25 protein-coding genes and 1 pseudogene are annotated in these 26,619 nt (G+C 67.8%); 10 read left to right on the top strand and 16 right to left on the bottom strand.

What is annotated here, in order from left to right; translation table 11 throughout:
• The 4 genes from PUN51_RS09345 to PUN51_RS09330 all read right to left on the bottom strand — a co-directional run bounded on the left by PUN51_RS09345 (position 1) and on the right by PUN51_RS09330 (position 3,070).
• Positions 1-840 (bottom strand): hypothetical protein, encoded by an 840-nt coding sequence (locus tag PUN51_RS09345; RefSeq protein WP_275180689.1) that lies wholly within the window; start codon positions 838-840, stop codon positions 1-3.
• On the bottom strand, positions 833-1,411 hold the full coding sequence (locus PUN51_RS09340; protein WP_159630300.1) for an RNA polymerase sigma factor: 579 nt from the start codon (positions 1,409-1,411) through the stop codon (positions 833-835). The genes PUN51_RS09345 and PUN51_RS09340 overlap by 8 nt, the downstream gene beginning before the upstream one ends.
• 171 nt (positions 1,412-1,582) lie before the next feature.
• Positions 1,583-2,293, bottom strand: coding sequence for a protein tyrosine phosphatase (locus PUN51_RS09335; RefSeq protein ID WP_275180688.1), 711 nt, complete (start codon positions 2,291-2,293; stop codon positions 1,583-1,585).
• A gap of 165 nt (positions 2,294-2,458) precedes the next feature.
• Positions 2,459-3,070, bottom strand: coding sequence for a DMP19 family protein (locus tag PUN51_RS09330; protein WP_275180687.1), 612 nt, complete (start codon positions 3,068-3,070; stop codon positions 2,459-2,461).
• Between the two features lie 219 nt (positions 3,071-3,289).
• On the opposite strand from PUN51_RS09330, the gene PUN51_RS09325 reads away from it, so the two are divergent.
• The 3 genes from PUN51_RS09325 (at position 3,290) to PUN51_RS09315 (ending at position 7,862) form a co-directional block, all read left to right on the top strand.
• Entirely contained in the window at positions 3,290-6,766 is a 3,477-nt protein-coding gene (locus PUN51_RS09325; RefSeq protein WP_275180686.1) for a DEAD/DEAH box helicase, read from the top strand.
• A gap of 65 nt (positions 6,767-6,831) precedes the next feature.
• Positions 6,832-7,410: a hypothetical protein gene (locus PUN51_RS09320; RefSeq protein WP_275180685.1), complete on the top strand. Its 579-nt coding sequence runs from the start codon at positions 6,832-6,834 to the stop codon at positions 7,408-7,410.
• Positions 7,407-7,862, top strand: a complete 456-nt coding sequence (locus PUN51_RS09315) for a hypothetical protein (protein WP_275180684.1) — start codon at positions 7,407-7,409, stop codon at positions 7,860-7,862. The genes PUN51_RS09320 and PUN51_RS09315 overlap by 4 nt, the downstream gene beginning before the upstream one ends.
• A 145-nt stretch (positions 7,863-8,007) precedes the next feature.
• Here PUN51_RS09315 and PUN51_RS09310 read toward each other — a convergent pair whose 3' ends face one another.
• From PUN51_RS09310 to glnT, 8 genes are all read right to left on the bottom strand, one after another.
• A complete protein-coding gene (locus PUN51_RS09310; protein ID WP_275180683.1) occupies positions 8,008-9,300 on the bottom strand; it encodes an ammonium transporter in 1,293 nt (430 codons plus the stop codon).
• Between the two features lie 228 nt (positions 9,301-9,528).
• The gene (locus PUN51_RS09305) at positions 9,529-10,140 is read right to left on the bottom strand and encodes a helix-turn-helix domain-containing protein (protein WP_159630290.1); all 612 of its coding nucleotides are present in this window, start codon (positions 10,138-10,140) and stop codon (positions 9,529-9,531) included.
• A 49-nt stretch (positions 10,141-10,189) separates the two neighbouring features.
• Positions 10,190-11,476, bottom strand: coding sequence for an allantoate amidohydrolase (locus tag PUN51_RS09300; protein ID WP_275180682.1), 1,287 nt, complete (start codon positions 11,474-11,476; stop codon positions 10,190-10,192).
• An 11-nt stretch (positions 11,477-11,487) separates the two neighbouring features.
• The gene (locus PUN51_RS09295) at positions 11,488-12,651 is read right to left on the bottom strand and encodes an FAD-dependent oxidoreductase (RefSeq protein WP_275180681.1); all 1,164 of its coding nucleotides are present in this window, start codon (positions 12,649-12,651) and stop codon (positions 11,488-11,490) included.
• Positions 12,651-14,027, bottom strand: a complete 1,377-nt coding sequence (locus PUN51_RS09290) for an FMN-binding glutamate synthase family protein (protein ID WP_275180680.1) — start codon at positions 14,025-14,027, stop codon at positions 12,651-12,653. The genes PUN51_RS09295 and PUN51_RS09290 overlap by 1 nt, the downstream gene beginning before the upstream one ends.
• A gap of 9 nt (positions 14,028-14,036) precedes the next feature.
• Positions 14,037-14,765, bottom strand: a complete 729-nt coding sequence (locus PUN51_RS09285) for a protein glxC (RefSeq protein WP_275180679.1) — start codon at positions 14,763-14,765, stop codon at positions 14,037-14,039.
• Positions 14,753-15,661 carry a glutamine amidotransferase gene (locus tag PUN51_RS09280; RefSeq protein WP_275180678.1) on the bottom strand — a complete coding sequence of 303 codons (909 nt, stop codon included), beginning with the start codon at positions 15,659-15,661 and terminating at the stop codon, positions 14,753-14,755. Before PUN51_RS09280 ends, PUN51_RS09285 begins: the two co-directional genes overlap by 13 nt.
• Before the next feature lie 26 nt (positions 15,662-15,687).
• On the bottom strand, positions 15,688-17,091 hold the full coding sequence (gene glnT, locus PUN51_RS09275) for a type III glutamate--ammonia ligase (RefSeq protein ID WP_275180677.1): 1,404 nt from the start codon (positions 17,089-17,091) through the stop codon (positions 15,688-15,690).
• Positions 17,092-17,469: 378 nt separating this feature from the next.
• On the opposite strand from glnT, the gene PUN51_RS09270 reads away from it, so the two are divergent.
• From PUN51_RS09270 to PUN51_RS09255, 4 genes are all read left to right on the top strand, one after another.
• Positions 17,470-18,555, top strand: coding sequence for a Gfo/Idh/MocA family protein (locus PUN51_RS09270; RefSeq protein WP_275180819.1), 1,086 nt, complete (start codon positions 17,470-17,472; stop codon positions 18,553-18,555).
• Positions 18,555-19,313 (top strand): ThuA domain-containing protein, encoded by a 759-nt coding sequence (locus tag PUN51_RS09265; protein ID WP_201302381.1) that lies wholly within the window; start codon positions 18,555-18,557, stop codon positions 19,311-19,313. Before PUN51_RS09270 ends, PUN51_RS09265 begins: the two co-directional genes overlap by 1 nt.
• A gap of 148 nt (positions 19,314-19,461) precedes the next feature.
• The gene (locus PUN51_RS09260) at positions 19,462-19,836 is read left to right on the top strand and encodes a cupin domain-containing protein (protein ID WP_159630278.1); all 375 of its coding nucleotides are present in this window, start codon (positions 19,462-19,464) and stop codon (positions 19,834-19,836) included.
• A gap of 103 nt (positions 19,837-19,939) precedes the next feature.
• Positions 19,940-20,926, top strand: coding sequence for an NAD-dependent epimerase/dehydratase family protein (locus PUN51_RS09255; protein WP_275180676.1), 987 nt, complete (start codon positions 19,940-19,942; stop codon positions 20,924-20,926).
• A 23-nt stretch (positions 20,927-20,949) separates the two neighbouring features.
• On the opposite strand, the pseudogene PUN51_RS09250 reads toward PUN51_RS09255, so the two are convergent.
• Together PUN51_RS09250 and PUN51_RS09245 are read right to left on the bottom strand one after the other, a co-directional pair.
• Positions 20,950-21,345, bottom strand: a pseudogene (locus PUN51_RS09250) (hypothetical protein); the annotation flags it as partial.
• A gap of 43 nt (positions 21,346-21,388) precedes the next feature.
• Positions 21,389-23,329: a primary-amine oxidase gene (locus PUN51_RS09245; protein WP_275180675.1), complete on the bottom strand. Its 1,941-nt coding sequence runs from the start codon at positions 23,327-23,329 to the stop codon at positions 21,389-21,391.
• Positions 23,330-23,450: 121 nt separating this feature from the next.
• On the opposite strand from PUN51_RS09245, the gene PUN51_RS09240 reads away from it, so the two are divergent.
• Positions 23,451-24,056 (top strand): TetR/AcrR family transcriptional regulator, encoded by a 606-nt coding sequence (locus tag PUN51_RS09240; protein ID WP_275180674.1) that lies wholly within the window; start codon positions 23,451-23,453, stop codon positions 24,054-24,056.
• Between the two features lie 85 nt (positions 24,057-24,141).
• Positions 24,142-24,318, top strand: coding sequence for a CsbD family protein (locus PUN51_RS09235; RefSeq protein ID WP_018770044.1), 177 nt, complete (start codon positions 24,142-24,144; stop codon positions 24,316-24,318).
• A 54-nt stretch (positions 24,319-24,372) separates the two neighbouring features.
• On the opposite strand, the gene PUN51_RS09230 is transcribed toward PUN51_RS09235, so the two are convergent.
• Positions 24,373-24,780 carry a DUF1003 domain-containing protein gene (locus PUN51_RS09230; protein ID WP_275180673.1) on the bottom strand — a complete coding sequence of 136 codons (408 nt, stop codon included), beginning with the start codon at positions 24,778-24,780 and terminating at the stop codon, positions 24,373-24,375.
• A 19-nt stretch (positions 24,781-24,799) separates the two neighbouring features.
• Entirely contained in the window at positions 24,800-25,474 is a 675-nt protein-coding gene (locus tag PUN51_RS09225; RefSeq protein ID WP_275180672.1) for a DUF1345 domain-containing protein, read from the bottom strand.
• 162 nt (positions 25,475-25,636) lie between these two features.
• Between PUN51_RS09225 and PUN51_RS09220 the strand changes: the two genes are divergently transcribed.
• The gene (locus PUN51_RS09220) at positions 25,637-26,605 is read left to right on the top strand and encodes a helix-turn-helix domain-containing protein (protein ID WP_224023365.1); all 969 of its coding nucleotides are present in this window, start codon (positions 25,637-25,639) and stop codon (positions 26,603-26,605) included.
• Positions 26,606-26,619 lie beyond the last annotated feature (14 nt).

Raw genomic sequence — 26,619 nt, 5'->3', positions numbered from 1 at the left:
CTACTTCAGGGAAACGTCCGGGGTTTTGCCCGGGAGCGGGATCTCAGTGGGCAACGGAACGGGCAGCTTGGGGCCCTGTTCCAGGCCCTTCCTGACGTCCCCTGACACGTCGGTGGGCAGGGCAGGCTCCGCGGGAACCTGGGCAGGCTTCTGCGTAGCCGTCCCGTGAGTGGGGGTGTTTCCCTGCCGCGCCGGAACGCCCGACGGCGCCGCGGCGGCAGGGGCAGAGGCGGGCGCGGGTGCCGGTGGGACGGCATCCGCGCTGCTGGTTGCCGACGGCCGGGGTCCTGCCGGAACGGGCACCGGAGCCTGTGTGGTGTCGTTGCCGGCAGGTGCCGCCGCGGAACCAGTCACGAACGAGGTGACGGCCTGGTTCAGCTGGGAGATGGAGTCGCGGAAGCCCTGATCGGAGGCGGCAGCCACTGCACCTCCGGCAGCGAGCGAGGCAGCCACCGAGAGCGTGGTGAGGGTGATGCGGCGCTTGGCCCTGCGGCGGGCCGCGAGTTCATCAGCCGGTTTGGCTGCGCTGGGTTGAGCTGGGCTGGGTTGAGCTGCGCTGAATTGAGCTGCCCTGGGTTGAGCTGCCCCGCCCTCAGCGGTGGCCCCGGTGGTGGGAAGCATGGTGGTGGCGGCCGGCACACCAACGGGAAGCACTGTGGTGGCGGCAGTTGGTGTGCCTGCCATCAGCGCTGCGATTTCGGCGGAGGGTGCCGGGGCCTCTGCCGCCAGGGCACGCAGGTTGAGCAGGGCGTCACGGAGCTGGCCGTCGTCGTCCATGCCTGCCTCCAGCAGAAGCTGGTCAACAGCCCCCTGGTTGCGGGATCCTGCGGTGTCACTCATGATGTGCCTGGTTTCTCTTGAGCGTTTGTGCCTTGAGGTTTTGCAGGGCCCGGCGCTGGAGCTGCTTGATGGCTCCGGCGCTCTTGCCCATGATGGCGGCCACCTGGTCGATGGACAGGTCCGCCACGACGCGAAGGGCCAGGACCTCCTGGTGTTCTTCGCTGAGCCCGTCCAGCATGGCTTCGGCTCCGGCCGTCAGTTCCACGGCGTGGTCCTCCGCGGACGGCGTGGTCCGGCCGTCGTGCTGGGGGTCGTACGGTGTCAGCTGCGGCCTGCGTTCCACCCGCCGGTAGTGGTCCACCATGCGCGCGTGGGCAATTGAGAAGATCAGCGATTTTGCGCCCTGCAGGCCGCCCGTGAGCGTGCCGATCCTGGAGTAGAAGGCCAGGAAGACGTCCTGGGTAACGGCCTCGGGGTCATCGAGTCCGCGCGCTTTGAGGTACCCGTGGACCGGGCCCGCGAAGGTTCGATAGGCAGCAGCGAACAACACGGCCGGATCAGTTCCGGCTGCGTTGTCGAATATGTCGATCTCTTCTTGGGCCAAAGTGTCCAGCACCAGCGGCTCCTCCATCCCGGGGCCCGGGCTTGCGCCTGGTCCCGGTTTCCGGTTCGGACTGCCAGTCCCCGTGGTATTCCGGCTGCCTTTTTGCGGGTTTGCCAGGGGCGCTTTTCCAAAGGTGCGCGCCCCCGCCCGGCTGCCCGGACTGCGGCCGCAGCCGCAGTCCAGACTAGCCAATGAGCCTTAGCGGGCCGAAACTGACGGGGCGTGGACGGTGTTGCCGCCCACGGCGGGAACAGCAGGAACAGCAGGAACGGTGTCCGCGCCGTCGACACCCGGCACGGCCGGGACGGCGGGTACTGCGGGAGCGGACGGAACGGCGGGGACCTCAGGCTTGGTGGCGTCAACGGACGCGGAAACCTTGCCCTCGGCACCGGCCTTGGCTGCGGCGTCGGCCTTGGCCACGACGTCGGTGCAGTAGCTCTTGATGTTGGCGTCGCCCTTGGCAGCGATGGACAGCGAGGAGAATGCCTTGGAGGAAGCGTCCAGGCCGCCGTGGGTGAAGGCGGTGCAGAGACCCAGGGCTGCAGGGCCGGCCGCGTCAACGGCGGTGTTGGCCGTGGCGGAACCGCTTACGTCAGCGCCGGCCTTTTCGTCAGATGCCTCAGCGGACGCGGAAGCCTTGGCAGTGGCCTCTGCGGTGGCGTCGGCGCTCTTCAGGGCGTCGGAGACTGCGGCGGTGGCGGTAGGGGCCGGGGTGGCCTGGGCGTCCGCTGCTGCTTCGGCTGCAAGCTTGGGGGCCGGTGCACCGAAAAGTTCGTGGGCGGTCTGCTGGGCCTGGGTGGGGAGGGCACCGGAGACGGCGGCGGCGCCGGTTCCTCCTACTGCCAGGGTTCCGGCGGCCAGGACTCCGGCGGCGACTTTGCTGGTGGCGAGAACGGTGAATACAGACATTTACTTCTCCAAAACCTAGACAACACATCGGACTGGGCCCGCCGGGCGGACCCATCACTGACTACATCGCCTGCGGTTGCGGAAAGGTTACGGGTGTTTGGAAATTTCTTTTTCGGCCTCCCCATCGCTGGAAGCGTTTCGGAGCGCCGGTCCGCTCCGGCTGTTTCACGGCGCTCCGGCGATCCGCAGAGCTGAGGAACCAACTGCTTTACGTTCGGCCAAGTCAGGAACCATGGCAGCGAGCCGCTGGATGTACGGTCCAACCTCTTCGTCGTCCAGCACCAGCAGGTCCGGCTGGCCGCGCAGCCACCGGGCATTCAGGGCAGTGATGTTCTCGCGCTCCAACAGTTCCTCGAACTCGCCGTCAAGCTCCCCGACCCGGAGGAGGGCGCCGGCAACGGCCCCGCTGTCACCGGCACGGCCGGCCAGGTAGGACGCTTCGGTTCCGGCGGTCAGCACGCGGTAAGCCTCCGCGGCCCGGTTGAACAGGTCCAGGTGCGCGGTGGCGCCCATCCCTGCCATGCCTTCGCGGACCAGCGGGTCGGTGGCGATCCGGCCACCCGCCATGACGGCGTACTGCGCGAAGCCGCCCTCCAGCGCCTGCGACAGGTAGAAGTCCACCAGGCAGCTTCGGACGGCCACCGGAGACATGTCCTCCAGCCGGAGCGTGGCCTTGCGCATCGCATCGATGATGGCCGCGTTGGCCTCCACTACCTCCTCGTCCCTGCCTCCGATACTGCTGCTGGTCAGGACGACGGGCTGGGGCGTGATGGTCATGGCAATCCTTGCTGGGCGGTGGTGGTGCTCCGGACGCTTTCACGCTACGACGGCCGGTTCACGGCAGCATCGGGAAGGAAATGAACGTCAAGCGAAGTTTTCGGGACTACCAGGGCAGGCACACGTCGGCATGGGGGTGCCGCCCGGCGAACTAAGATGGATCAGATAACCACCCACCGGACCCGGCTCCGCCGTGGCCTGCCGAAAGTAGCGCTCACCATGCCATCCCAACCGGACGAAAGTGCGGACCTGGCAATACAGACACCCGCCATCAACGACCGCTCGCTCGCGGCCGGGCTGGCGTATGCCATGGCAAGCAGGGTCTCCGGCATATCGTTCGACGGCGGCACGGGGCTCATGCTGGGAAAGGTCCGGGGCGGCGCGGAAGTTCCCTACTCCACCACGGCCAAGCTGGTCCGGAAGTCCGGCGGCTGGAGCTGCACTGTGGGCGTCTGCAGCTGCCCCGTCCGCAAGGACTGCAAGCACGTTGCGGCCCTGCTGTTCGCGGCCGAGGACAACCCATCCATCCGGATGCAGCTTTTGGCGCCGTCCACCTCCACGCAGGTGTCCCGCGCACCGTCAGTGGCCCTCCCGGACTGGGAGCAGGCCCTCAGTCCGCTGATCTCCCAGCCCGGTTCCGCCCCCTCCACAGCCGGGGTTCCCCTGGCCCTGCAGTTCGAGGTGGAGGAACCACCGCCGCACTTTTCCTACACCGGCCGCCGGGACCCGGTCCGCGGCGTCCGGCAGCTCAAGGTCCGCCCCGTCATCATGGGCGCCAAAGGCAAGTGGATCCGCGGTGACGTTTCCTGGAACACCCTGAGCTACCTGAACTTCCGGCGCGAATCGAACCAGGCGCACGTGGAATGGCTGCAGGAGTTCCTGGCCGGCCATTCCTCCTCCGCCAGCCGGATGCACAACTCCGCCGGCCTGTGGCTGGGCCTGAACTCCTACGCCGGCAAGAACCTGTGGAGCCTGCTGTCCGATGCCCGGAAGATCGGGCTCGCGCTGGTCCACTCGCGCGGCACCGAGCCGGTACGGGTGGCCGAGTCCCCTGCCGCCGTCGGACTTTCCCTCAGCCGGTACGGGACCCCCGTGGCTGAGCCGGCCGCGGAAGCAGGCGGGGCAAAAGCGGACACGTCCGACGGCGGCCTGGAGCTTTCGCCCACCATCACCGTTGACGGGGCCGAGGTTGATCCGGCGGCGGTAGGCACCATCGGCAGGCCCGCGCACGGCCTCTTCTTCACGGCCGGAGAAGCCGCCCTGCCCGGCGTCCCCGACCCCGACGGCGTCATTACGCTGGCGCCGCTGGAAAACGGGCTGAGCGAGGAGCTGCTGGCGTTCGTCACCGCGGGAAGCATGCTGCACATCCCGGCCCGGGACGAGTCGCGGTTCCTGACCGGCTTCTACCCCAAGCTCAAGCAAACCGCCCGGGTGACAACCCGCGACGAGTCCGTGGAACTGCCCGAACTGGCCGTCCCCACCCTCTCTCTGCTGGCCAACTACGGCGCGGACCACCGGGTGCGGCTGCACTGGGAGTGGCACTACAAAACCGGCAAGCTGGTCACCGCGCAGCCCCTGTGGCGGCACCCCGGCGATCACGGCTACCGCGACGACACCGCCGAGGCCCGCATCCTGGAAGGGATCGGCCACCCCTGGGATGTGGTGGCCGCCCTGGGCGAATCGGCGACGGGCGGCTGGGGCACTCCCCGGCTGGCGGCGTCCGCCGAGCTGACCGGCCTGGACACGCTGGCCTTCACCGAGGAAGTGCTGCCGCGGCTGCGGGAGGCCCCGGACGTGGATGTGGAAACAGTGGGCGACATCGCCGACTACCGCGAGGCCGAGGAAGCGCCGGTGGTGTCCATCTCCACCAAGGCCACCGAACAGCGTGACTGGTTCGACTTGGGCATCCAGATATCGCTTGAAGGCCAGCCCGTGTCCTTCGCGGCTGTCTTCTCGGCGCTGGCGGCCGGCCAGACCAAGATGCTGCTGCCCAGCGGCGCCTACTTCTCCCTGGACCTGCCGGAGCTGCACCAGTTGAGGGCTCTGATCGAGGAAGCCAGGTCGCTGCAGGACAACAAGGACGCGCCGCTCCAGATCAGCAGGTTCCAGGCCGGGCTGTGGGATGAACTGGCGCAGCTGGGGATTGTTGACGAACAGGCCGCCGCCTGGCGGTCCGCGGTGGGCGGGCTCTTGGAGGGCGGCACGGACGGGCTGCCGCTGCCGTCGTCCCTGAACGCCGAGCTGCGCCCGTACCAGCTGGAGGGCTATAACTGGCTCAGTTTCCTGTACAAGCACGGACTGGGCGGCATCCTGGCCGACGACATGGGCCTGGGCAAGACCGTGCAGGCGCTGGCCCTGATGTGCGCGGCGAAGGAGCTGGCCGTCGCGGCTGCTGCGTCCCTGGAGACGCCCGACGCCGGTGCTGCCGCGGACCCTGGAAACAGGCCCGCCGCCGACGCGCCCTTCCTGGTGGTGGCCCCCACCAGCGTGGTGGGCAACTGGGCCCTCGAAGCCGCCCGCTTTGCGCCCGGTCTGACCGTGCGGACGGTCGGCGAGACCTTTGCCAAGAGCGGCCAGAACGTGGCGGCGGCCCTGGGCGGGGCAGATATCGTGATCACGTCCTACGCCCTGTTCCGGATCGACTACGACGCCTACGCCTCGCGTACCTGGAACGGGCTGGTGCTGGATGAGGCGCAGTTCGTGAAGAACCACCAGTCCAAGGCCTACCAGTGCGCGCGCAAGCTGCCGGCCGCGTTCAAGCTGGCCATCACGGGCACCCCGCTGGAGAACAACCTGATGGAGTTCTGGGCGCTGACGTCCATTGTGGCGCCTGGCCTGTTCTCCAGTCCCAAGCGCTTCGCCGAGTATTACCAGAAGCCGGTGGAGAAAAACGGCGACAAGGGGCAGCTGGAGAAGCTCCGGCGCCGCGTCCGGCCGCTGATGATGCGCCGCACAAAGGACCAGGTGATCAAGGACCTGCCGCCCAAACAGGAGCAGATCCTTGAGGTGGTGCTGAATCCGCGGCACCAGAAGGTGTACCAGACGCACCTGCAGCGCGAACGGCAGAAGATCCTCGGGCTGATCGAGGACGTCAACAAGAACCGGTTCACCATTTTCCAGTCGCTGACCCTGCTGCGGCAGCTCAGCCTGGACGTATCGCTGGTGGACCCTTCCCTGTCCGCGGTGCGGTCCTCCAAGCTGGATGTGCTGTTCGAGCAGCTCGAAGACCTGGTGGCCGAGGGGCACCGGGCACTGATCTTCAGCCAGTTCACGGGATTCCTGGGCAAGGTGCGGGAGCGGCTGGACGAGGAGGAGATCGAGTACTGCTACCTCGATGGCGGCACCAGGAACCGCGCCGACGTTGTCAGCGAGTTCAAGAACGGGAGCGCGCCCGTGTTCCTGATTTCACTCAAGGCCGGCGGGTTCGGCCTGAACCTCACCGAGGCCGACTATGTCTTCCTGCTGGATCCCTGGTGGAACCCGGCGTCCGAAGCCCAGGCCGTGGACCGGACACACCGCATTGGGCAGGCGCGGAACGTGATGGTGTACCGGCTCGTGGCCAAGGACACCATCGAGGAAAAGGTCATGGCGCTGAAGACCCGGAAGTCGCAGCTGTTCGCTGACGTCATGGAAGGCGACGCCCTGGCCGGCGGGGCCATTACGGCGGAGGACCTGGCGGGGCTGTTCAAGGAGTAGGGCCCTCCCGGGACTCCAACGTCTAAGCTGGTGCCCAACGGGAAAACTACAACGTTGGAGAAACTATGCCGCACCAGCTGCCTGCCACGGAAAACCCTGCAGCACCGCCCCTGGTGCCGCTGCGTCCGGACGCATTCGCCACCCCGTACCGGGACCCCGTATGGGACGGCCCCACCGACCCCATCCTGGTGGCTGACCACCTCACAGGCGGGTGGGTGCTCTTCTACACCCAGCGCCGCGCCACTGCTCCGGGGCTGACGGGGGTGGAATGGGTGCACGGGACCGGTATCGGCGTCGCGAAATCGTCCGACGGCGGCACCACCTGGCGCTACCGCGGCACCGTGGAGGGACTTGTCCCGCCCGGAACGGAACTCCCGGCAACCCTCTGGGCGCCCGACGTCGTCCGCATTGGCGACCGTTGGATTATGTATGTGACTGTCCTCGGCGGCAGGCGCACGGACTGGACCGGGACGGCGGAAATCGTCCAGTTTGCCAGCACGGACCTGGAAAAGTGGGAGTACCTGGGCCGGATCGACCTGGGCTCCCCCCGGGTGATCGACGCCGCTGTGGCCCGGTGCGGTGACGGCCGGTACGCCTCTGGTACAAGGACGAGGCCCGCGGCTCCACCACCTACAGCGCGGTGAGCGCCACTCCGGCAGACCCGTCGTCATGGAAGCGCGAAGGTGTGGCAATTCCCGGGCGCCCGCACGAAGGACCCAAGGTCTTCCGGCTGGGCGGCAGCTACTGGATGATCGTGGACGAGTGGCGGGGCCAGGCGGTCTACCGTTCCGAAGACGCAACGGGCCATTGGGTCCGGCAGGAGCACCGTGGCGGCCTGATCCTCACGGCGCCGGAATCGGTGGACGGAAGGCCCGTCGTCGGACGCCATGCCGACGTGGTGCCCCTGGCGGAACGGGCACCCGGGGAAACGTCCGACGGCGGCGCGCAGCGTGCGCTGCTGGTGTACTTCACGCACCCTTACTGGGGCGGCGAGGACATCGACACGATGGCACCGGACCCGCGCACCCGCCTCAGCCACGTCCGGGCGGCAGTGCTGGACGTGCGGGACGGCGTCCTGGTGTGCACGGAACACTGAGTACAGAAGCTGCGGCACCACGAAGGGCCAAACCCTGGAACTATAAGCCGGCGGCTGCCGGCACCGGTCCAAGGTTTGGCCCTGACTCGTGCATTCGGGGCGGGCCCGGCGTGTGCCGGGGCCGCGGGAAGTGGATCTGCCGGAGCTAGACCCGCTGCGGCGACCCCAGCTCCACGGGATCTTCATCCATCAGGTAGGCCAGCTCCGAGTGGGCCGCGAGGTCGATGCCGCGCAGTTCGTCCTCGGGCTTGATGCGCAGGCCGCCCATGGTCTTGTCCAGGATCTTCGCCAGGATCCAGGTGACGCCGAAGGAGTAGGCCAGCACCGTGACGGTGGCGAGGGCCTGGACGCCCAGCAGTTCGAAGCCGCCGCCGTAGAAGAGGCCGCTGACGCCGTTCGGGGCCTTGTCCGTGGCGAAGAGACCGATCAGCAGCGTGCCCAGGATGCCGCCCACCAGGTGGACGCCGACGACGTCGAGGGAATCGTCGAAGCCCAGGCGGAACTTCCATTCGATGGCCAGCGAGCAGACGGCCCCGGCGATGGCGCCGATGGCCAGTGCGCCGAGCGGGCTGACGGCGCCACAGGCGGGAGTGATGGCTACCAGCGCGGCGATGAGGCCTGAGGCGGCGCCCATGCTGGTGGCCGCACCGTGCCGGACCCGCTCAACGAGGGCCCAGGCAAGCAGCCCGGTGGAGGCGGCCACGGCGGTGTTCAGGAAAACCACCGACGCCGACTGGCCGGCGGAGAGGGCGGAGCCGGCGTTGAAGCCGAACCAGCCAACCCACAGCAGGCCCGCGCCCACCAGCACCAGTGGCCGGCTGTGCGGCCTGGCGTGTTCCACCTTGGGCCAGCCGGAGCTCTTGCCCAGGACCAGTGCCAGTGCCAGTGCTGCGGCGCCGGCGTTCATGTGGACCGCGGTGCCGCCGGCGAAGTCGATGGCCTTGATGCCGTTGGCGATCCAGCCGCCAACGGTGCTGCCGTCAGCGGAGTCGAACGCGAACACCCAGTGCGCGATGGGGAAGTAGACCACCGTGGCCCAGATGCCGGCGAACAGCATCCAGGCGCCAAACTTCATCCGGCCTGCGGCGGCACCGGCAACGAGTGCGGTGGTGACGCAGGCGAAGAACAGCTGGAACGCTGCGAACAGGATGACCGGGATGGACGCGGAATCGTCCTTGGCCAGCAGCTGCCCCATGCCCGGGAACTCGGTGACGTCACCGATGAGTCCCAGTCCGCCCACGGAGTTTCCGAAGGCCATCGAGTAACCGAACAGTGCCCAGAGCACGGCCACCAGGCTGGCGCCGCCGAAGCACATCATCATCATGTTCAGGATCCGGCGGGACCCCACCATGCCCCCGTAAAACAGGGCCAGGGCGGGAATCATCATGCATACCAGCGCCGAGCTGGCCAAAATCCAAGCGACATTTCCCGAGTCCATGGGAAACCCCTTTCAAGATGCGAAAAGAACGGTAAGTTGCCGTCAGAGCCGTTCCGACAAGTGGGACGCGGGTGGAGAAACCGCGGCCGGCGGAGGGGCGGCTTTTGCCGTCTGATACCAATGTATGGCGGCTATTTTTGGGTAGGTTTCGGCTGTGTTAAATGGTGGTTTCAGCCAATTGCACGTGAGTTTCAGCTGTCACGCGGCGCGCAGCAGTACCGGGGGCAACTACTTGGCGGAAATGGCCAGGAACCGGATGGGCAGGTCCAACAGTTCCAGGGGGCCGTGCGGGCCTTCCCCGTCGAGCAGCAGGGAGTCCCCCGGCTCCATGGCGTACTCATAGGAGCCGTGCCCGTACACCATTTTCCCGGAGAGCATGTAGATGAACTCCGTGCCCGGGTGCTGGAACAGCGGGAAAACGTCGCTGGCGTCCGTGAGGGTCACCAGGGTGGGTTCCAGCGCATCGGTACGGCCTTTGAGGGTGCCCAGCACGCGGTATTCGTGGCCGTGCTGGGTGCCGCTGCGGACTGTCAGGCTCCCCTGGCCGCTCTTGGTGAAGGTGGCGTCCCGATCCGTGTCCGCGCCGCGGAACAGTGCGGTGACGGGAACGTTCAGTCCGTCGGCCAGCCGCTGCAGGGTGGTGAGCGAGCAGGACGTGGTGGCGGTTTCCACCCGCGAGATCATGGCCTTGGACATGCCGGTCCGGGCTGCCAGTTCGGCGGAGGACAGGCCCTGCGTGGTGCGGTAGTGTCGCACCTGGGCCGCGATGACCTGCTCCAGCCGGCCGGCCACCTGGTCGCCGTCATGGTCTGCTCCGCGGTCCCCGGCCTGTTCGGTCATGGTTGCCATCTTAGGCGGGCCGCGGGACAGCCGGCGTACGACGGCGGCCCTAGCCAAGGACGCGCGCCCCGCCCAGCAGCCCGGCAAGGGAGTCCGCCAGGGCCTGCGCCCCGGCTTCGGCGTCCCGGTCCTCCACGAGTTCGTCCGGCGAATGCGAAATGCCGGTGGGGTTCCGGACGAACAGCATGGCGGTAGGCAGGTGTGCGGCCAGCACGCCGGCGTCGTGGCCTGCCCCGGTGTCCAGCACCGGCGCACCGGGCAGCAGTTCCTGCAGCCGGTCCCGCAGGCCGCCGTCGAAATGCACGGTGGGACTGAGCGATTCCGTGGTGAGGGTCGCCTCGCAGCCTTCCTCCGCGGCGATGACCTGGGCGTTCAGCCCGATGGCCTCCACCAGCGCCGCAGTCACTGAGTCTTCGGGGTGGCGGACGTCGATCCACAGGTCCACCCGCGAGGCGATCACGTTGGTACCGCCGGGGACGGGCTGGACCCGGCCCACCGTGGCGCGGGCATCCTTGTACTTGCGCGCCGTGTCCCGGATGGACACCACCACCTTGGCCGCCGCGATCATGGGGTCCTTCCGGTCCTTCATGAGCGTGGTGCCGGCGTGGTTTCCTTCGCCCGTGATGCTGAGCTTCCAGCGGCCGTGGCCCAGGATCGACGAGCCGACCGCCACCGGCCGGTCCAGGTCGATGAGCCCCCGCCCCTGCTCCACATGCAACTCCACGAACATCCCCAACTGCTGCAGGGCCTTGTAGTCGGGGCCGATGAACCGCGGGTCCTGTCCGTTCGCGGCGGCGACGTCCGCGTAGGTGTTGCCGTCCGGGTCGCGGAGGTTGCGGGCCTTGTCCGGGTCCAGGCCGCCGGTGAGGAGCCGCGAGCCAAGGCAGGCCACGCCGAACCGGGAGCCTTCCTCCTCCGGAAAGACGGCGAGCGCCAGGGGCCGCCGCGGCCGGAAGTTCCGGGCTTTGAGGAGGTCGACGGCGACCAGCGCCGAGGCGACCCCCAGCGGGCCGTCGTACTCGCCGCCGCCGGGGACGGAATCGAGGTGGCTGCCGGTGGCCACGGCGTCCTTCCGCACGCCCGTCGCAGTGTCCCACCAGGCCCACATGATCCCGTTGGCGTCGGTATGGACATCCAGCCCGCGCCGGCCGGCCTGCTCAATGAACCAGGCGCGGAGGTCCGATTCGGCGGTGGAGAACACCGGGCGTGAGTAGCCGCCGCGGGCACTGTCGCGTCCGACGTCGGAGATTTCCTTGAGGAGGCCTGCGACAGTAGGTGCGCCGGCAGTTTCGGCGGGTACCGCGTGCGGCGCGGGTGCTGTCTGGGGAAGGGTCACGGGAATCCGTTCTACGTGGTCAGTGCCGGTGAGGCGGTGCTGCGGAACCGGTCAGGCACGGCACCGGTTCCGGTGGCCAGGTCCGCGGCCCACTGTCCGATCAGCGGCGCGAATTTGGCCCCATGGCCTGAGCAGGGCGAGACGACGGTGAGGTTGTCCGCCCGGTCGATCAGGAAGTCCTCGGTGGGCGTGTTCGTGAAGAGGCAGGTGGTTTCGGCGTACGGCTCGGGATCCAGTCCCGGCAGGCAGCGGCGGACATAGTCCACCACGCGGGCGCGGTTGGCCGGGTCCACCACTCCGGTCTGCTCGGCGGCCGACGGGATGCCCGGGCCGCCGTTGTATTCGGCCACCTTCTGGCCCGCGAAGCCGGCGTCCCGGCCGCCGGGGAGCCCGTAGGTTTGGATGTCGCCGGCCTTGTGGATGAAGGTGGGCCAGTTGGTGGCGGAAAAGCCGGAATCTTCCCGGTACCGGAAGTGGAAGGCCTGTTCCTGCCGGACGGTGAAGTCGGGCAGGCCGGCCAGGAAGCCCGCCGGCAGCGGGAGGGACTCCAGCAGCCGTGGCAGCCAGCCGCCCGCGCTGATCACCATGTTGCCGGCGTCGAGCGTTTCCCCTGTGGAGGAGTGCAGCCGGTAGCCGCCGCCCAGCCGTTCCACCCGGTCCAGGCTCCAGCCGGTCAGGACTTTTGCACCGTACCGGACCGCGAGCGCCACCATGGCGTTGACTGACGTTTCAGCGTCGATCACGCCGGCGCCGGGGTGCCAGAGGACCTTGGTGTCGAACGCGATCTGCGGCCAGCGGCCCCGGGCTTCGGCGGCGGACACCAGCTCGTGGTCGATGCCGGCGGCCGCAAGCACCTCAGCGAGGAGGGCCGGATTGCGCTTTGGACCGTAGTCCACCGCGCCGAACGGCGTGATCAGCTCAGCGCCGGCTTCCGTTGCGAGCCCGTCCCAGAGCGCTTTGGAGTCGAGCACCGCCCGTGTGTAGAACGGGTCCGGGTAGGCGTAGCGGAAGATCCGGGCGGAGCCGTGGGAGCTGCCGTCGTGGGCGGCGGGCACGTCGCGTTCCAGCAGGGTGACCTGGTGGCCGCGGGCTGCGAGCTGCCACGCGGTGGCGGCGCCGGCCAGGCCGGCGCCCACCACCACATAATCCGACGCGTCGGAAGAAGGTCCAGCCATCAGAAGCTTCCCTGGACGCCGGGGATCCAGCTGGTGCCGGCCAGCGGCACGCGGGCCATGGCGGAGGCCTCGATAGTCAGCGCCACGAGGTCCTCAGGTTCCAGGTTGTGCAGGTGCGATTTTCCGCAGGCCCGGGCGATGGTCTGGGCTTCCATGGTGAGGACGCGGAGGTAGTTGGCCAGCCGGCGTCCGGCGGCCACCGGGTCCAGGCGGGAGGAGAGCTCCGGGTCCTGGGTGGTGATGCCGGCGGGGTCGCGGCCGTCCTGGAAGTCGTCGTAGAACCCGGCGGCCGAGCCCAGGGCGGAGTATTCGGCGGCGTAGCGGGGGTCGTTGTCGCCCAGTGCGATCAGCGCCGCGGTGCCGATGGCGACGGCGTCCGCGCCCAGGGCCATGGCCTTGGCGACGTCGGCACCGGTCCGGATGCCGCCGGAGACGATGAGCTGGACCTTGCGGTGCATGCCGAGTTCCTGCAGTGCCTGGACGGCCTGCGGGATGGCGGCGAGGGTGGGGATGCCGACGTTTTCAATGAACACCTGCTGCGTGGCCGCGGTGCCGCCCTGCATGCCATCGAGCACCACCACGTCGGCACCGGACTTCACGGCGAGCGCGGTGTCGTAGTACGGCCGGGAGGCACCGATCTTGACATAGATGGGGGTCTTCCAGTCGGTGATTTCGCGGAGTTCGCCGATCTTGATCTCCAGGTCGTCCGGGCCGGTCCAGTCCGGGTGGCGGCTGGCGGAGCGCTGGTCGATGCCCACCGGCAGGGTGCGCATCCCGGCCACGCGTTCGGTGATTTTCTGGCCCAGCAGCATGCCGCCGCCGCCGGGCTTGGCGCCCTGGCCGAGGACGATCTCGATGGCGTCGGCCTTGCGGAGGTCGTCCGGGTTCATGCCGTAGCGGGAGGGCAGGTACTGGTAGACGAGGTGCTTGGACTGGCCGCGCTCCTCAGGGGTCATGCCGCCGTCGCCCGTGGTGGTGGAGGTGCCTACCTCGGACGCGCCGCGGCCCAGCGCTTCCTTGGCGTTGGCGGACAGGGCGCCGAAGCTCATGCCGGCGATGGTCACCGGGGTGGCCAGGTGCAGCGGGCGGCTGGCGTACCGGTCTCCGAGGACGACGTCGGTATCGCACTTTTCGCGGTAGCCCTCCAGCGGGTAGCGGGACATGGAGGCGCCAAGGAAGAGCAAGTCGTCGAAGTGCGGGACCTTGCGCTTGGCTCCCCAGCCGCGGATGTCGTAGACGCCGGTGGCGGCGGCGCGCTGGATGTCGGCGATGGTGGCGCGGTCGAAGGTGGCGGACTCGCGGAGGCCCAGTTCGGCAATGTTTGCTGGTGCTGCGGCGGGTGCCTGGGCGGGAACCGGAAGGGAGGTGATGGTCATGGTGGCCTCCTAGTAGGCAGTCGAGTTGTCGACGTGGAAGTGGTAGAGGTTCCGGGCGGAGCCGTAGCGCTTGAAGTCGGCCGGGTTGTCCGTGCGGCCCGCGGCGTCGAGGAGTTCCGCGAGCTCGGCCAGGTGCTCCTCGCGCAGCGGCTTTTCGATGCAGTCGGCGCCGAGGGAGGCCACGGTGCCCTTGACGTAGATCCGGGCCTCGTAGATGGAGTCGCCCAGTGCATCCCCCGCGTCGCCGCAGACCACCAGCCGTCCGGCTTGGGCCATGAAGGCGGACATGTGGCCGATGTTGCCGCCCACCACGATGTCCACGCCTTTCATGGAGATCCCGCAGCGGGCGCCGGCGTTGCCGTCGATGACCACCAGGCCGCCGTGGCCGGTGGCGGCGGCGGACTGGGAGGCGTCGCCCTTGACGTGGACGGTGCCGGACATGATGTTCTCGGCCAGTCCGACGCCGGCGTTGCCGGTGACGGTCACGGTTCCCTTTTGGTGCATCCCGGCGGCGTAGTAGCCGGCGTGGCCTTCGATGGTTACGGTGACGTCGGCGTTAATGCCGACGGCGAGGCTGTGCTTGCCGCCGGGGTTGGTCACAGTCCAGGACTGGCCGTCGGCCGCATTGTGGAGTGCCTGGTTAAGGTCGCGGACCGGGCCGCCGGAAAGATCGACGACGGCGTGTGCCTCAGCAGGAGCTGCAGTTTCCAGGGTTTCGGGGGCTGTCAGAGTGACCACGTGTAGACCTTTCCGGGTTCCGGTTCAAAGATGCGGGCGTTGTCGATGCCGGGCAGTGCTGCCAGGGCGCGGTATTCGGAGGCCATGGCCACGTAGTCGCCGGTTTCGGCGATGATGGCGGGCTTGCAGGCGATGGGGTCGCGGACCACGGCCATGCTGTCCGCAGTGGTGACCACCAGGGTGTAGAAGCCGTCCAGGACCTTGCCCAGGTTCACCAGGGCTTCCTCGAGGGTGTCCCCCTGCTGCAGCCGGGAGGCGACGTAGCGTGCGCCCACCTCGGTGTCGTTCTCGGAATCGAACACCACGCCTTCGCGCTTGAGATCGCGCCGTACGGTGGCGTGGTTGGAGAAGGACCCGTTGTGCACCAGGCAGAGGTCGTCGGCCACGGAGAAGGGGTGCGAGCCGCCGGCGGTGACGGCCGATTCGGTGGCCATCCGGGTGTGGGACAGGCCCTGGCTGCCGGCCATCGCCTCCAGCCCGTGTTCCGCGGCGATCTCCATGGGGTGGCCCACGCTCTTCATCACGGCCACGTGTTCGCCGCGGCCGATGACGGTGGCGGCGGGCAGGGTTTCGGTGACGGCCTTCACCAGGAGGTCCGTCCCGACGGCGGCGCTCACCAGGGTGGTGTCGCCCACCACCTGCACGGCCACTGCCGCGTCAGACGGCAGGAGCGCCCCGACACCTGAGGTGATGGCCGCCGTCGTCATTCCCTGGTCCCTGCCGAGCAGGCTCAGGGTGGACATGCGTGGCGACACCAGGCCAGGGGTGTTGTAGACGGCGAGGCCGGCGGAGTCGGGTCCGCGGTCCACGATCTGGCAGAGCATCGAGGACAGCAGGCTGCCCATCCGGGGGTGCAGCGAGGGATTGCGCAGCTGCAGCGCGGCGATTCCGCACATGGTGGGATTCCTTTACAGGGTAGGGATTAGATCGAGGTGAGGTAGGTGCGGATTTCCCAGTCGCTGACCTGGTTGTGCCAGCTGAGGAACTCCTCTTCCTTGGCGTTTGCGTAGTAGGTTCCGATCTCCGGATCTCCGCTCAGGCCGGCCAGGATCACGGGGTCCCTCCGGAGCGCTTCCACGGCGTGGAGCAGGGTGGCGGGCAGCGAATGGGCGTCCGCCTTGGACTCCCCCGGCCCGGACGGCGTGCCCGGGTCGAGGGACTTCTCCACACCGTCCAGCCCCGCGGCGATGGCGGTGGCGACGGCGAGGTACGGGTTGGCGGAACCGTCGCCGGAGCGGAGTTCGATCCTTTTGTTGTCCGGCACGCGGATCATGTGGGTCCGGTCGTTGCCGCCGTAGGATGCCTTCCGCGGGGACCAGGTGGCGCCGGAGGAACTGGTGGTGGCGCCGGTGCGCTTGTAGGAGTTGACCGTGGGGGCGAGGAAGGCCTGCAGCGCGGGGGCGTGGTCCAGGATTCCGGCGATGAAGGAATACGCGAGGCCGGACAGTCCCAGGCCGCGTCCGCCGTCGTCCGCGTTTCCGTCGTCCCCCGGGAACAGCGCCTCCGCACCCGACCACAGCGAGAGGTGGAAGTGCAGCCCGGTGCCGGTGCGGTCCGTGAACGGCTTGGGCATGAACGTGGCGGTCATGCCGCGCTGCTCGGCCAGGATGTTCAGGATGTAGCGGAGGGAGACCACCCGGTCGGCGGTGGTGAGGGCATCGGCGTAGGTGAAGTTCTGCTCGAACTGCCCGGCGGCGTCCTCGTGGTCGTTGGCGTAGTTACCCCAGCCGAGCGAGTTCATCGCGTCGCTGATGGACGTGAGGTGCTCGTACATCCGGGTCACGCCGCGGGCGTCGTAGCAGGGGCGGGGCGAATCGTCGCGGGCGTCGGCGGTGCTCAGCGTCCCGTCGTCGTTCCTGTTCACCAGGAAGTACTCCACCTCGGCGCCCACCTTGGCCTGCATGCCCCGGTCAGCCAGGCGGGCCAGGGCGTTCTTGAGGATGACGCGCGGGGCGTAGGGCCAGGGCTTGCCGTCGACATGCGGGTCGCAGTGGATGATGGCCAGCCCTTCCTTGATGAAGGGGACGGGGGTGAAGGAGGCAAGGTCCGGGACGGCGATGAGGTCCCCGTCCTGGGGTTTCTGGCCGATGAGGCCGGCCGCGTAGCCGGCGAAACCCATGGCGCCTGCTTCGAGTTCGTCAGCGGCTTCCACCGGGACGAGCTTGGCGCAGGGCTTGCCGGTCATGTCCACGAACGTGGCCAGGAGGAAGCGGACGTCATGGGCGCGGGCAATGTCCGCCAGGGAAATGCGTTCCGCCAGGGCTGGCGGAGCCTGGCCGGCGAGGCCGGCGGCGGGGGTTACAGCAGGGGTTGCGACACTGGTCATCGAAACATTCCTGTCAGGGTTGGCGTTAGCTATCAGTAAACCTTGTTGCACCAGAGTATCCAAACCCGTATTTCGCGCGTCGGACCGGAAGGTTAAATGCATGTTTCGACGGGCCAGCCCGTCGGCGCCCGTCACGCAGGGCACGCTTTTGGCCAGGGCACGACGGCGGCGGCCCGGGTTTGCGGGGAACACGGCACCCGGGCGCGCCAAAAGCGGGCGCTGCGTGACGCCGTCGTACACCTCCAGGGCGAAAGCGGCCGGGGCCAGACGGGGCCCCGGCACCAGCTCCGGGGCAGGCTGCGGTACTAGGCTGAGGGGAACCGGGCAGCAAGCCACCCCCGAAGGAGCCAGCCCTTGAACAGCACGCATCCCTCCCCCATGCCGCCGACGGATTTACAGGTGGGTGTGGTGGGCATCGGCTGGGCCGGCCAGCAGCACCTCAAGGCCTACTCGGCGCTGGACGGAGTAAGGATCGTCTCGGTGGCAGGGATGGAGCAGGACCTCCGGGACTCCCTGCAGGCCGAATACGCCATTCCGAACGCCTTCGCCGACTGGCAGGACATGCTGGACCACGGCGGCCTGGACGCAGTCAGCGTGGCAGTACCCACCTTCCTGCACGCCCCGATCTCCATCGCCGCCCTGGAACGGGGTATCCACGTCCTGAGCGAAAAGCCCATCGCCCGCAACGCCGCGGAAGGCCAGGCCATGGTGGACGCGGCCCGCAAGGCCGGCCGCGTCCTGGACGTCGCCTTCAACCACCGCCGGCGCGGCGACATCAAGGCGCTCAAGGAGGTCATCGACCACGGCGGCCTGGGCAGGCCCTACTACGCGAAGGCGTCATGGCTGCGGCGCGCGGGCATTCCCACGCTGGGCAGCTGGTTCACCAACCCGGAGCTCGCCGGCGGCGGGCCCTTGGCGGACATCGGCGTCCATGTGCTCGACTTCGCCCTGTACCTCCTCGGCGAGCCCAAGGTGGTGGCGGTCTCCGCGGCCACCCATGCCGAACTGGGGCCGCAGGGCCGGGGCGGCGGCAGCCGGTTCTCCGCCCACGCCACCAGCCACGCCTTCGAAGTGGAGGACTTCGCGACGGCGTTCCTCCGGCTGGAGGGCGGCGCGACCCTGCTGGTGGAGGCCAGCTGGGCAGCCTACCGGGAAACCGATGACCAGCTGGACTTCACGGTGTACGGGACCGACGGCGGCGCCGAGCTCAGGGTGCACGGGGCGCCGTTCCCGCCGGTGGGCCGGCTGCGGGTGTTCACGGACAAGGACGGCGGGTCCGCGGACTACCTGCCCCCGGTCCTGCCGGGCCGCGCGCACGATGCTGTGGTGGAGGATTTCGTCACCGCCGTGCGGGGCGGCGGGCACGTATGGGCCAACCATGACGGATCCCTGGCGCTGTACCGCGCCCAGGTCATCGACGCGTGCTACCAGTCCGCACGCGAGCAGAGGGAGGTTCGGCTCTGATGGACGGCAAACTCCGGATCCTGGTGTGGAACGAAGGCGTCCACGAAGCCAACAACGAGCCGTCCCACATCGGGGAGATCTACCCGGACGGCATCCACGGAGCCATCGCCGCGGGCCTGCGCTCCCACCTTCCGGAGGCGGACATCACGACGGCGGTCCTGGCCACGGATCCCGACCACGGCCTTGCCGAGGAGGTGCTCGCGGAGACGGACGTCTTGTTGTGGTGGGGCCACATCGCGCACGCCGGGGTGGGGGACGCCGTCGTCGAACGCGTCCACCGGCATGTGCTGGGCGGTATGGGGCTGATCGTGCTCCACTCGGGGCACTTCGCGAAGATCTTCACCAAACTGCTCGGCACCAGCTGTTCGCTGGCCTGGCGGAATGACGGCCAGCGGGAGCTGGTGTGGACCGTCAAGCCCTCCCATCCCATCGCGGAGGGCGTGGAGAGCCCCATCGTCATTCCGGAGCAGGAGATGTACGGCGAATTGTTCGACATCCCGGACCCGGACGACCTGATCTTCATCAGCTCCTTTGCCGGCGGCGAGGTGTTCCGCTCCGGCGTGACCTTCACCCGCGGCAAGGGCCGCATCTTCTACTTCAGCCCCGGCGACCAGGAGTACCCGGTGTACCACCATCCGCAGGTCCAGCGGGTCCTGGCCAACGGGGTGCGGTGGGCTGCACAGCCCGGGATTGACCGTTCCGCCCCCTCGGTGACCAACCCCGGGCGGGAGTGGTTCCAGGCGGAAAACCGTCATTGACACGGGCTGCGCGCAGGAGCAGATTGAGAGCGTTGATCCATGGGACCGGCAGGCTCTGGACGGGGCACATCCCGCCCTGCCGGCCCCGATCCCGGCCGCGCACAGCCCCGGACGAACTCAATAACCACTCCTTACGAAGGAGCCAGCAATGCCCGCAGTAACGGTGAAGGACCTGGAGTCCAAATCATTTGACCAACCGGACGAAAAGCGCCGTCCGCCCAAGACGCAAGTAGACGTGGTGAACATTGGTGGCGCCACCCTGGGCCGGTTCACGTTTGAGCCCGGCTGGCGCTGGTCAGAAACCGTCAAGACGGTTGTCCATACGGACAGCTGCCAGAACAATCACCTTGGTTTTTGCACCTCCGGCACCCTGACCGTCCAGCTGGACAACGGAACCGGCATGACCATCCAGTCCGGTGACGCCTACTCCATCCCGGCCGGCCACGACGCCTGGGTGGAGGGCGATGAGACGTTTGTTGGCTACGAGGTCATGAGCGCGGCAGAGTACGCCAAGCCTGCCTGACCCTTGGGTTCCACCCCTATCGCCAGGAAAGGGAGGTCCGGCAGGGCCTCCCTTTCCTGCTGCCGCGGCCCTACCGTGGAGGGAACGCAACGATCGGAGAGCAATGAAAGTCACCGTCATCGGCGGCAGCGGCCACATCGGTTCGTTCCTGGTCCCCCGGCTGGTCCAAGCCGGCCACGAGGTCACCAACATCAGCCGCGGCACCAGCAAGCCGTACACAGAGGCACCGGAGTGGCAGCAGGTGCAGCACGTCACCGCGGACCGGCAGGCAGAGGACCAGGACGGAACCTTCCCTGACCGGGTGGCCGCCCTCAAGCCGGACGTCGTGGTGGACCTGGTCTGCTTCACCCTCGAATCGGCGGCAGCGCTGGTGCAACGGCTGCGGGGCGAGGTGGGGCACCTGCTGCACTGCGGCTCCGTCTGGCGGTACGGGCAGAGCCTGAAGCTGCCCATCAGGGAGGGATCGGATTCAGCCGCACCGCCTTTTGGCGAATACGGCGTCCAGAAAAACAGGATTGCCCTGATGCTGCAGGAGGAAACCGCCAGCGGCGGGCTGGCCACCACGTCACTGCACCCCGGCCACATTGTCGGGCCGGGGTGGCAGCCGGTTGGTCCGCTGGGAAACCTTGATCCCGCCGTCTGGCAGACGATCTCTGCAGGCCAGCCCCTCCGGATTCCCGGCAGCGGCACGGAGCTGATGCACCATGTGCACGCCGATGACGTGGCTCAGGCGTTCGAGAAGGCGATGGCCCGGCGGGAGGCAGCCACCGGTGAGGACTTCAATATCGTTGCCCCCACGGCGCTGACGGTCCGCGGTTATGCGGACATCGCCGCCGCCTGGTTCGGGCACGCGGCTGTACTGGAGACGGTTCCCTGGGACCGCTTCCGGGAGAACACCTCCCGCGAGCACGCGGATGCGAGCTGGAACCACCTTTACCGCAGCCAGTGCTTCAGCATCGAAAAGGCGGCCTCCGTGCTCGGCTACGCGCCGCGGTACGAACCGGAGCAGGCCATCTTCGAATCCATCCAGTGGCTCGTTGACCACGAAAAGCTGCACGTCGCCCGCCCGCTCGGCGTCCCGGCCGGCTGAGCCCCGAAACCCTGCCGGCGCAGGCGCCGCAGCCGGGCCACCAGTGTTGCGGCGAGGAGCGCCGTCCCCAGTTCCAGGGCAACAACCAGCAGCAGGTCCGTGCTGACCGAACCACCAACAGCGGACGACGACGGCTGGCCGCCATGGGCGTGCCCGGCACCACCGGCGGCCAGCAGCAGGACGGCGTGCAGGGCGGCCATCGCCACGGCCGCAGCGGTGACCTGGTGCAGTGCGGCCACCCGGCTGTGCCGCCAGATATGGACCGTGCAGGGAACGCAGACGGCGGCGAGTGCCAGCATCAGGACGTTGAGCCATGCGCCGTGGTGTCCCGACGCCGCCAGTCCCACGTGGGCAACGCAGGAACCGGCGGTGGCCACGGCGACGACGCGGGGATGCAGGACGGGACCGTTGGCACGCAGCCGCCCCGCCGCCGTCGGACGCCCTGCCGTGGCGGGGACGAGGCTAGTGGCAGCCACCGCTGCCGCCCTCGGTGTGGCAGGAGGACGCCTGCTGGTTCGGGTTGGCAGGAACGTCCAGGACGGGGCTGCGGTCGAAGAAGCCCTCGGGACGGAGCTTGAAGCCGACGGTGTCCACGGGCATGATGGGCCAGTCCTCCACCCGGGGGAAGTGGGTCAGGCCGAAGGTGTGCCAGACGACGATGTCCTGGCCGTCGATGTCCCGGTCCTGCGAGACGTAGGCCGGCAGGCCCGCGCCGCCGGCGTGCTGGTTCACGAAGTCGCCCGTGGGGTACTTCTCGTCCTCGGCGTACCGGGTGACCCACAGGTCCTTGGTGGCAAAGGCGGCGCGGCGGGCGATGGAGGAGTCCGGGTCCGCGAGCAGCGTGGGCTGGTTGTGGGAGTGCAGTTTATAGCCCACGGACTCCCCCAGCCGGTTGCGGGATTCCGGGTTGGAGATGATCCAGGTCCGGCCGGCGCGGGCGTCGGCCTCCCGGACGCCGTCGGATTCGCGGGCCAGGACGGTGCGCTTGCGGGAGAAGGCGTTGCCGCGTTCGTTGCCCGGCCCCATCGCCTGGCGGACCACGTCCTCTTCCTCCACCCGGTTGGTGAACCCGTCGATGGCCATGTCCAGCCGGGCGCTGAAGAGGTGCTGGTGGAAGGGTGCGCCCAGGCCGGGCGCCAGCTGGGAGATGTTGTCCGAACCGCATTCCGGGAATGCGGAGGTGAAGACGATGCCGGTGGCTTTGGCCTCGAATTCGATGGTGCCGTCCAGGTAGAGGTACCAGTAGAAGCCGTAGTCGTAGTTGCCGATCGTGGTGAAGAAGGAGATCACCAGGCGGCGGTTGCGGCGGGTGTAGGTGACGCCGCTCCAGAGGTCGGAGTGCTTGGAGAGGATGCTCCAGTCCTCCTCGTGCATGCAGATGCCGTTGCGGATTTCCCGCGGGTTGCCGAACGCGTCGCTGATGACCGGGCTGAGGTAGGTGATCTCGCCCAGGCAGTCGCAGCCAAGTTCCAGCGAGTTGGCGTACTGGCCCACCAGGTATTCGCCGGTGTCGAAGTAGTTCTGCCAGGACCGGATGGGCGAGGGGTCGCCGTAGGGCACCACCATTTCGGCAATGGACGCACGGTTGATGATCTGCCGCTTCCGGCCGCCGTCCTGGAAGGCGAGGTTGTGCAGGACCACCCCTTCCCGGACATCGAAGCCGACGTCCACGCTCCACTTCTCCCATTCCACATGGTTGCCGCCGGTGACGGTGAAGCTGGGCCCTTCCGGCTGGGTGATGCTGATGGGCTTCTGGGTGTCGCGGACAGGCCCGGTCAGTTCCGGATCGGTGTAGTTGCCGTGCTCTGCCGGGATGGGCATCACGCCGAGGTCGATGACCTGGGTGACTTCCTTGCTGACCACATCCACATAGGCCACCAGCCCGTCCACCGGGTGCGCCCAGGCGCTGTCCTCCGGGAATTCCTGCACGAACGCCAGGCCGCGGAGGATGCGGCGGCCTTTCTCCTCACCGTATTCGAAAACTCCGGCCGAGAGCGGCGCAACGCGGACCTTTTCGACCTCGAGGCCCCTGTCGGCGAGCGCCTTCAGCCAGCGGTCATCGGCGGCCAGGAGCGATCCCACCACGTCGAATTCCTCCTCCAGGACCGGCAGTTCGCCGGTCACCGCGGTGTCGAGTTCGACGGCGGAGAGCACCTTTTGCTGGGTAATGGAGACCACGACGTCCCGCGGCGCAGCCCCTGAGACGTCGTGGATGAAGACCCGGAAACGGCGGTCCACAGCCTGTGGTTCCGTTCCCCGGGCCGGATCCAGCAGGCCAAGGTAGGCGATGCGGTGCTGCGGTTCCAGGTGGCCTTCAGACTGCAGGATGGCGCGGACGTCAAGGATTTCCTCCGCCGCTGCCAGGCGGAAGGCCGATGCGGTTTCGGTTGGTGCAAGAGTCATGGGAAGAGCCTTTGTCCGGGCCGTCGCCGGCCACTGGTTTATTTTCTATAGTTGTAGAGAATAAACGTCCGTAACATGGCTCACAAGAGTCTGAGCGAAATATTTCCGGGGAGTGGCCGCGGTGCCGAAGATAGTTGACCATGATGAGCGCCGCCTGGAACTCGTGGATGCCACCTGGCGGATCATCGCCCGGCAGGGCCTTGAGAGCGCCACCATGCGCGAGATCGCCACGGAGGCAGGCTTCGCCAACGGCGCCCTGAAACCCTACTTCCCCACCAAGGACACCCTGCTCGAATTCGCCTTCAGCCATGTGTTCAACAGGACCAACCTGCGCATCGCAGAGGTCACGGCCGGGCGGACAGGCCTGGACGCATTGCGGGCCTTTTGCCTTGAGGTTCTCCCCCTCGACGACGAGCGCGTCAATGAGGCGCGCATCGTGGTCCCGTTCTGGCAAAGGGCCATCAATGACCCCCGGAAGGCGGCGATCCACCAGCAGTCGATGAATGAATGGCTGCTGGCAATCCGCCGCTTCCTGGCAGAGGCGAGGGACAGCGGCGACGTCCGTGCCGCCGTCGACGATTCCGTCCTTGCCGGGCAGCTGCTGAACATGCTGCTGGGGGCCCAGATCGAGGCGGCCCTTGCACCTGCTGGCCAGACGGACTTTGGGCACGCGGCCCAGCTGGAGGGCTATCTTTCCCTCCTGGGCAAAATTCCCGGCCGGAAATGAGCGCCAAACTCGAAAGTATGCTTACTATTGAGGGGTCAGGTTCTGGCGGATGCCGGAGCGAGCACGAACTGTAAGGAGCATCTCCATGGGTTTGGATGACAAGATCGGCAACGCTGCAGAGAAGCTCGGCGGCAAGGGCAAGGAAGCTGCCGGAAACGCCACGGGCGACGAGAGCCTGAAGGCTGAAGGCCAGACGGACCAGGCAAAGTCGGACCTCAAGCAGGCCGGCGAGCACGTCAAGGATGCCTTCAAGAAGGACTAGACAACGCTCGCATAATGGGTGCAACTCCAGCCGGAGTTGCACCCATTGGCGTTTTCAGGGCCGGTCCCGCATGTCCCGCAGTTCCTGCAGCAGCTTCAACTGCTCGGCGTTCATGTTCATGAGCATCTCGATCTGCGCCGCGGCCCGGACGTCAGTTTCGTAATCATGCTGCGCCATGGCCGAGGCAATGGCGTCCTGGCGCTTGGCTGCAATGAGCAGGATGGCGCCCTGCAGTCCGGCCAGCATGGACAGGAAAAGGTTCAGCAGGATGTAGGGGTAAGGGTCCCAAGCGTTGGTGGCGAGGACATAGGAATTCACCAGGGCCCACAGCCCCATGAAACCCAGGAACATCCCCACAAAAGGCCAGCTGCCCATGCCGTTCCGAAGGGCGTCAGCAGCTTTGTCGCCCGTACTGAGGCCTTCTTTGTGCCGCCGGTGCCAGTTAACTCTTATCTCAGCCATGGGCCCAGAATAGGCCCGCTTAGTGGATCAGCCCCGACACCAGGTTGATGGTGGTGGCCAGGACGATGGCACCCAGCAGGTAGGACAGCAGCGCCTGGCGCAGGACCGTGGAACGGATGGCCGTGGTCTTCAGGTCGGTGTCCGATACCTGGAATGTCATGCCCACAGTGAAGGCCAGGTAGGCAAAATCCGAGTATTTGGGCTGGCTTTCCTCATTGAAATCCACTCCCGTTCCGTCGCGGTAGTAGATGGCTGCATAGCGGAGGGTGAACAGGGTGTGGACCAGGAACCATGACAGGGCAATGCTGCCCAGCGCCATGGCCACGGTGGCGTCCTTGGCTCCGCCCTGCTCACTGGAGGCATCGAGCAAAATCAGGGCGACGCCCGCAAAGCTGGCCACGGTGGCGCCCAGGACCAGCGCGTCCGAGAAGACCCTGCCCGGATCCTCCCGCCGCGCATGCGCAGCGGTGGCTGCAGGGCCCAGGCGTCCGATCACGCTCCAGACCCAGATGAGGTAGGTGGCCGAGGCGGCGGCCCAGCCGAGGGCCGGGGCATACGTCCAGGTGCCAAACGTGCCAACCGCAAGCGCCGCCACCAGGCCGACGGCGAGCATCACCAGCAGGCGGAGCCGGGAATGGTGGGCACGGGAATTGAAGTTGCGGTGGTGGTCGCCGGTAGCCGTCATGGACTTCATGGCCCGATCATGGCACGCGAGGCTGGGCTGCGGCTGGAAAGGCAGTTCTTCTTATTTTCGCCAACCGTTGAAAAAAGACCGGTGCGCCGCTAACCTGAAGGGACCGTGTCGCAGGACACAACCCGGGGGAACGTGAAGTGGCCATCCGTCGCGAGGAACATCATGCCAGCAGCTGCAGCAACCGGGGCAACAGCCCGGACCCCACGCCAGGACCTCAACTCCAGCGTTGCCACGTCGTTCGACCACTGGAAACACCTGGTGGCCGAATCCTTCGTGCCCCTCACCGCGCGGACGGCGGACGTGGAGGGCTTCCAGGGCCGCATGCGCTCCCGGGTGCTGGACCGGATGTCCATCGTGGAAGTGACCGCCACCTCCCACGAGGTCCACCGCACCCCCGCGCTGATCGCCCAGGCCCATGAGCGCTATTTCAAGCTGAACCTGCAGCTGGAAGGCACGGGCCTGCTGATCCAGGACAACCGCGAAGCCGTCCTGCAGCCCGGCGACCTGGCAATCTATGACACCAACCGGCCCTACACCCTTGCCTTCGAGGACAGCACCAGGATCATGGTCCTGATGTTTCCCTGCGACGCCCTCTCCCTGCCCGTGGACTACGTCGGGCAGCTCGCCGCGGTGCGCATGGGCAGCGGTGGCCTCAGCGGAATCGTGGGCCAGTTCATTCGCGAACTGTCGGCGAACCTGGACGTCCTGAACGGCCCCAGCGGATCGCGCCTCGCCACCAACGCCCTGGATCTGGTGTCCACCATGCTGCACGCGGAAATGGACATCACGCCGGACCGCATGAAGCCGCAGGCACTGCTGGCGGTCTCGGTCCGCGAGTACATCGAGGCCAACCTGGCCGATCCCCTGCTGTCACCGGCAAGCATCGCCGCCGCGCACTTCATCTCCACCCGGCACCTGCACAACGTCTTCCACGAGTCGGGGACCACCGTAGCCAGCTGGATCCGGACGCAGCGGCTCGAAGGCGCACGCCGCGACCTCCGCGACCCGCTGCACGCCGGGCAATCCGTTGGCACGGTGGCTGCCCGCTGGGGGTTCCTGGATGCCGCCCATTTCAGCCGCACGTTCCGGGATGCCTTTGGTGTTTCACCCACCGAATGGCGCCGGGGCTGAACCCGGCTGCGTTT

Source organism: Arthrobacter sp. NQ4, from assembly GCF_029077345.1.
GTDB lineage: Bacteria > Actinomycetota > Actinomycetes > Actinomycetales > Micrococcaceae > Arthrobacter.
This window is presented reverse-complemented; position numbering and strand designations above follow the sequence as displayed.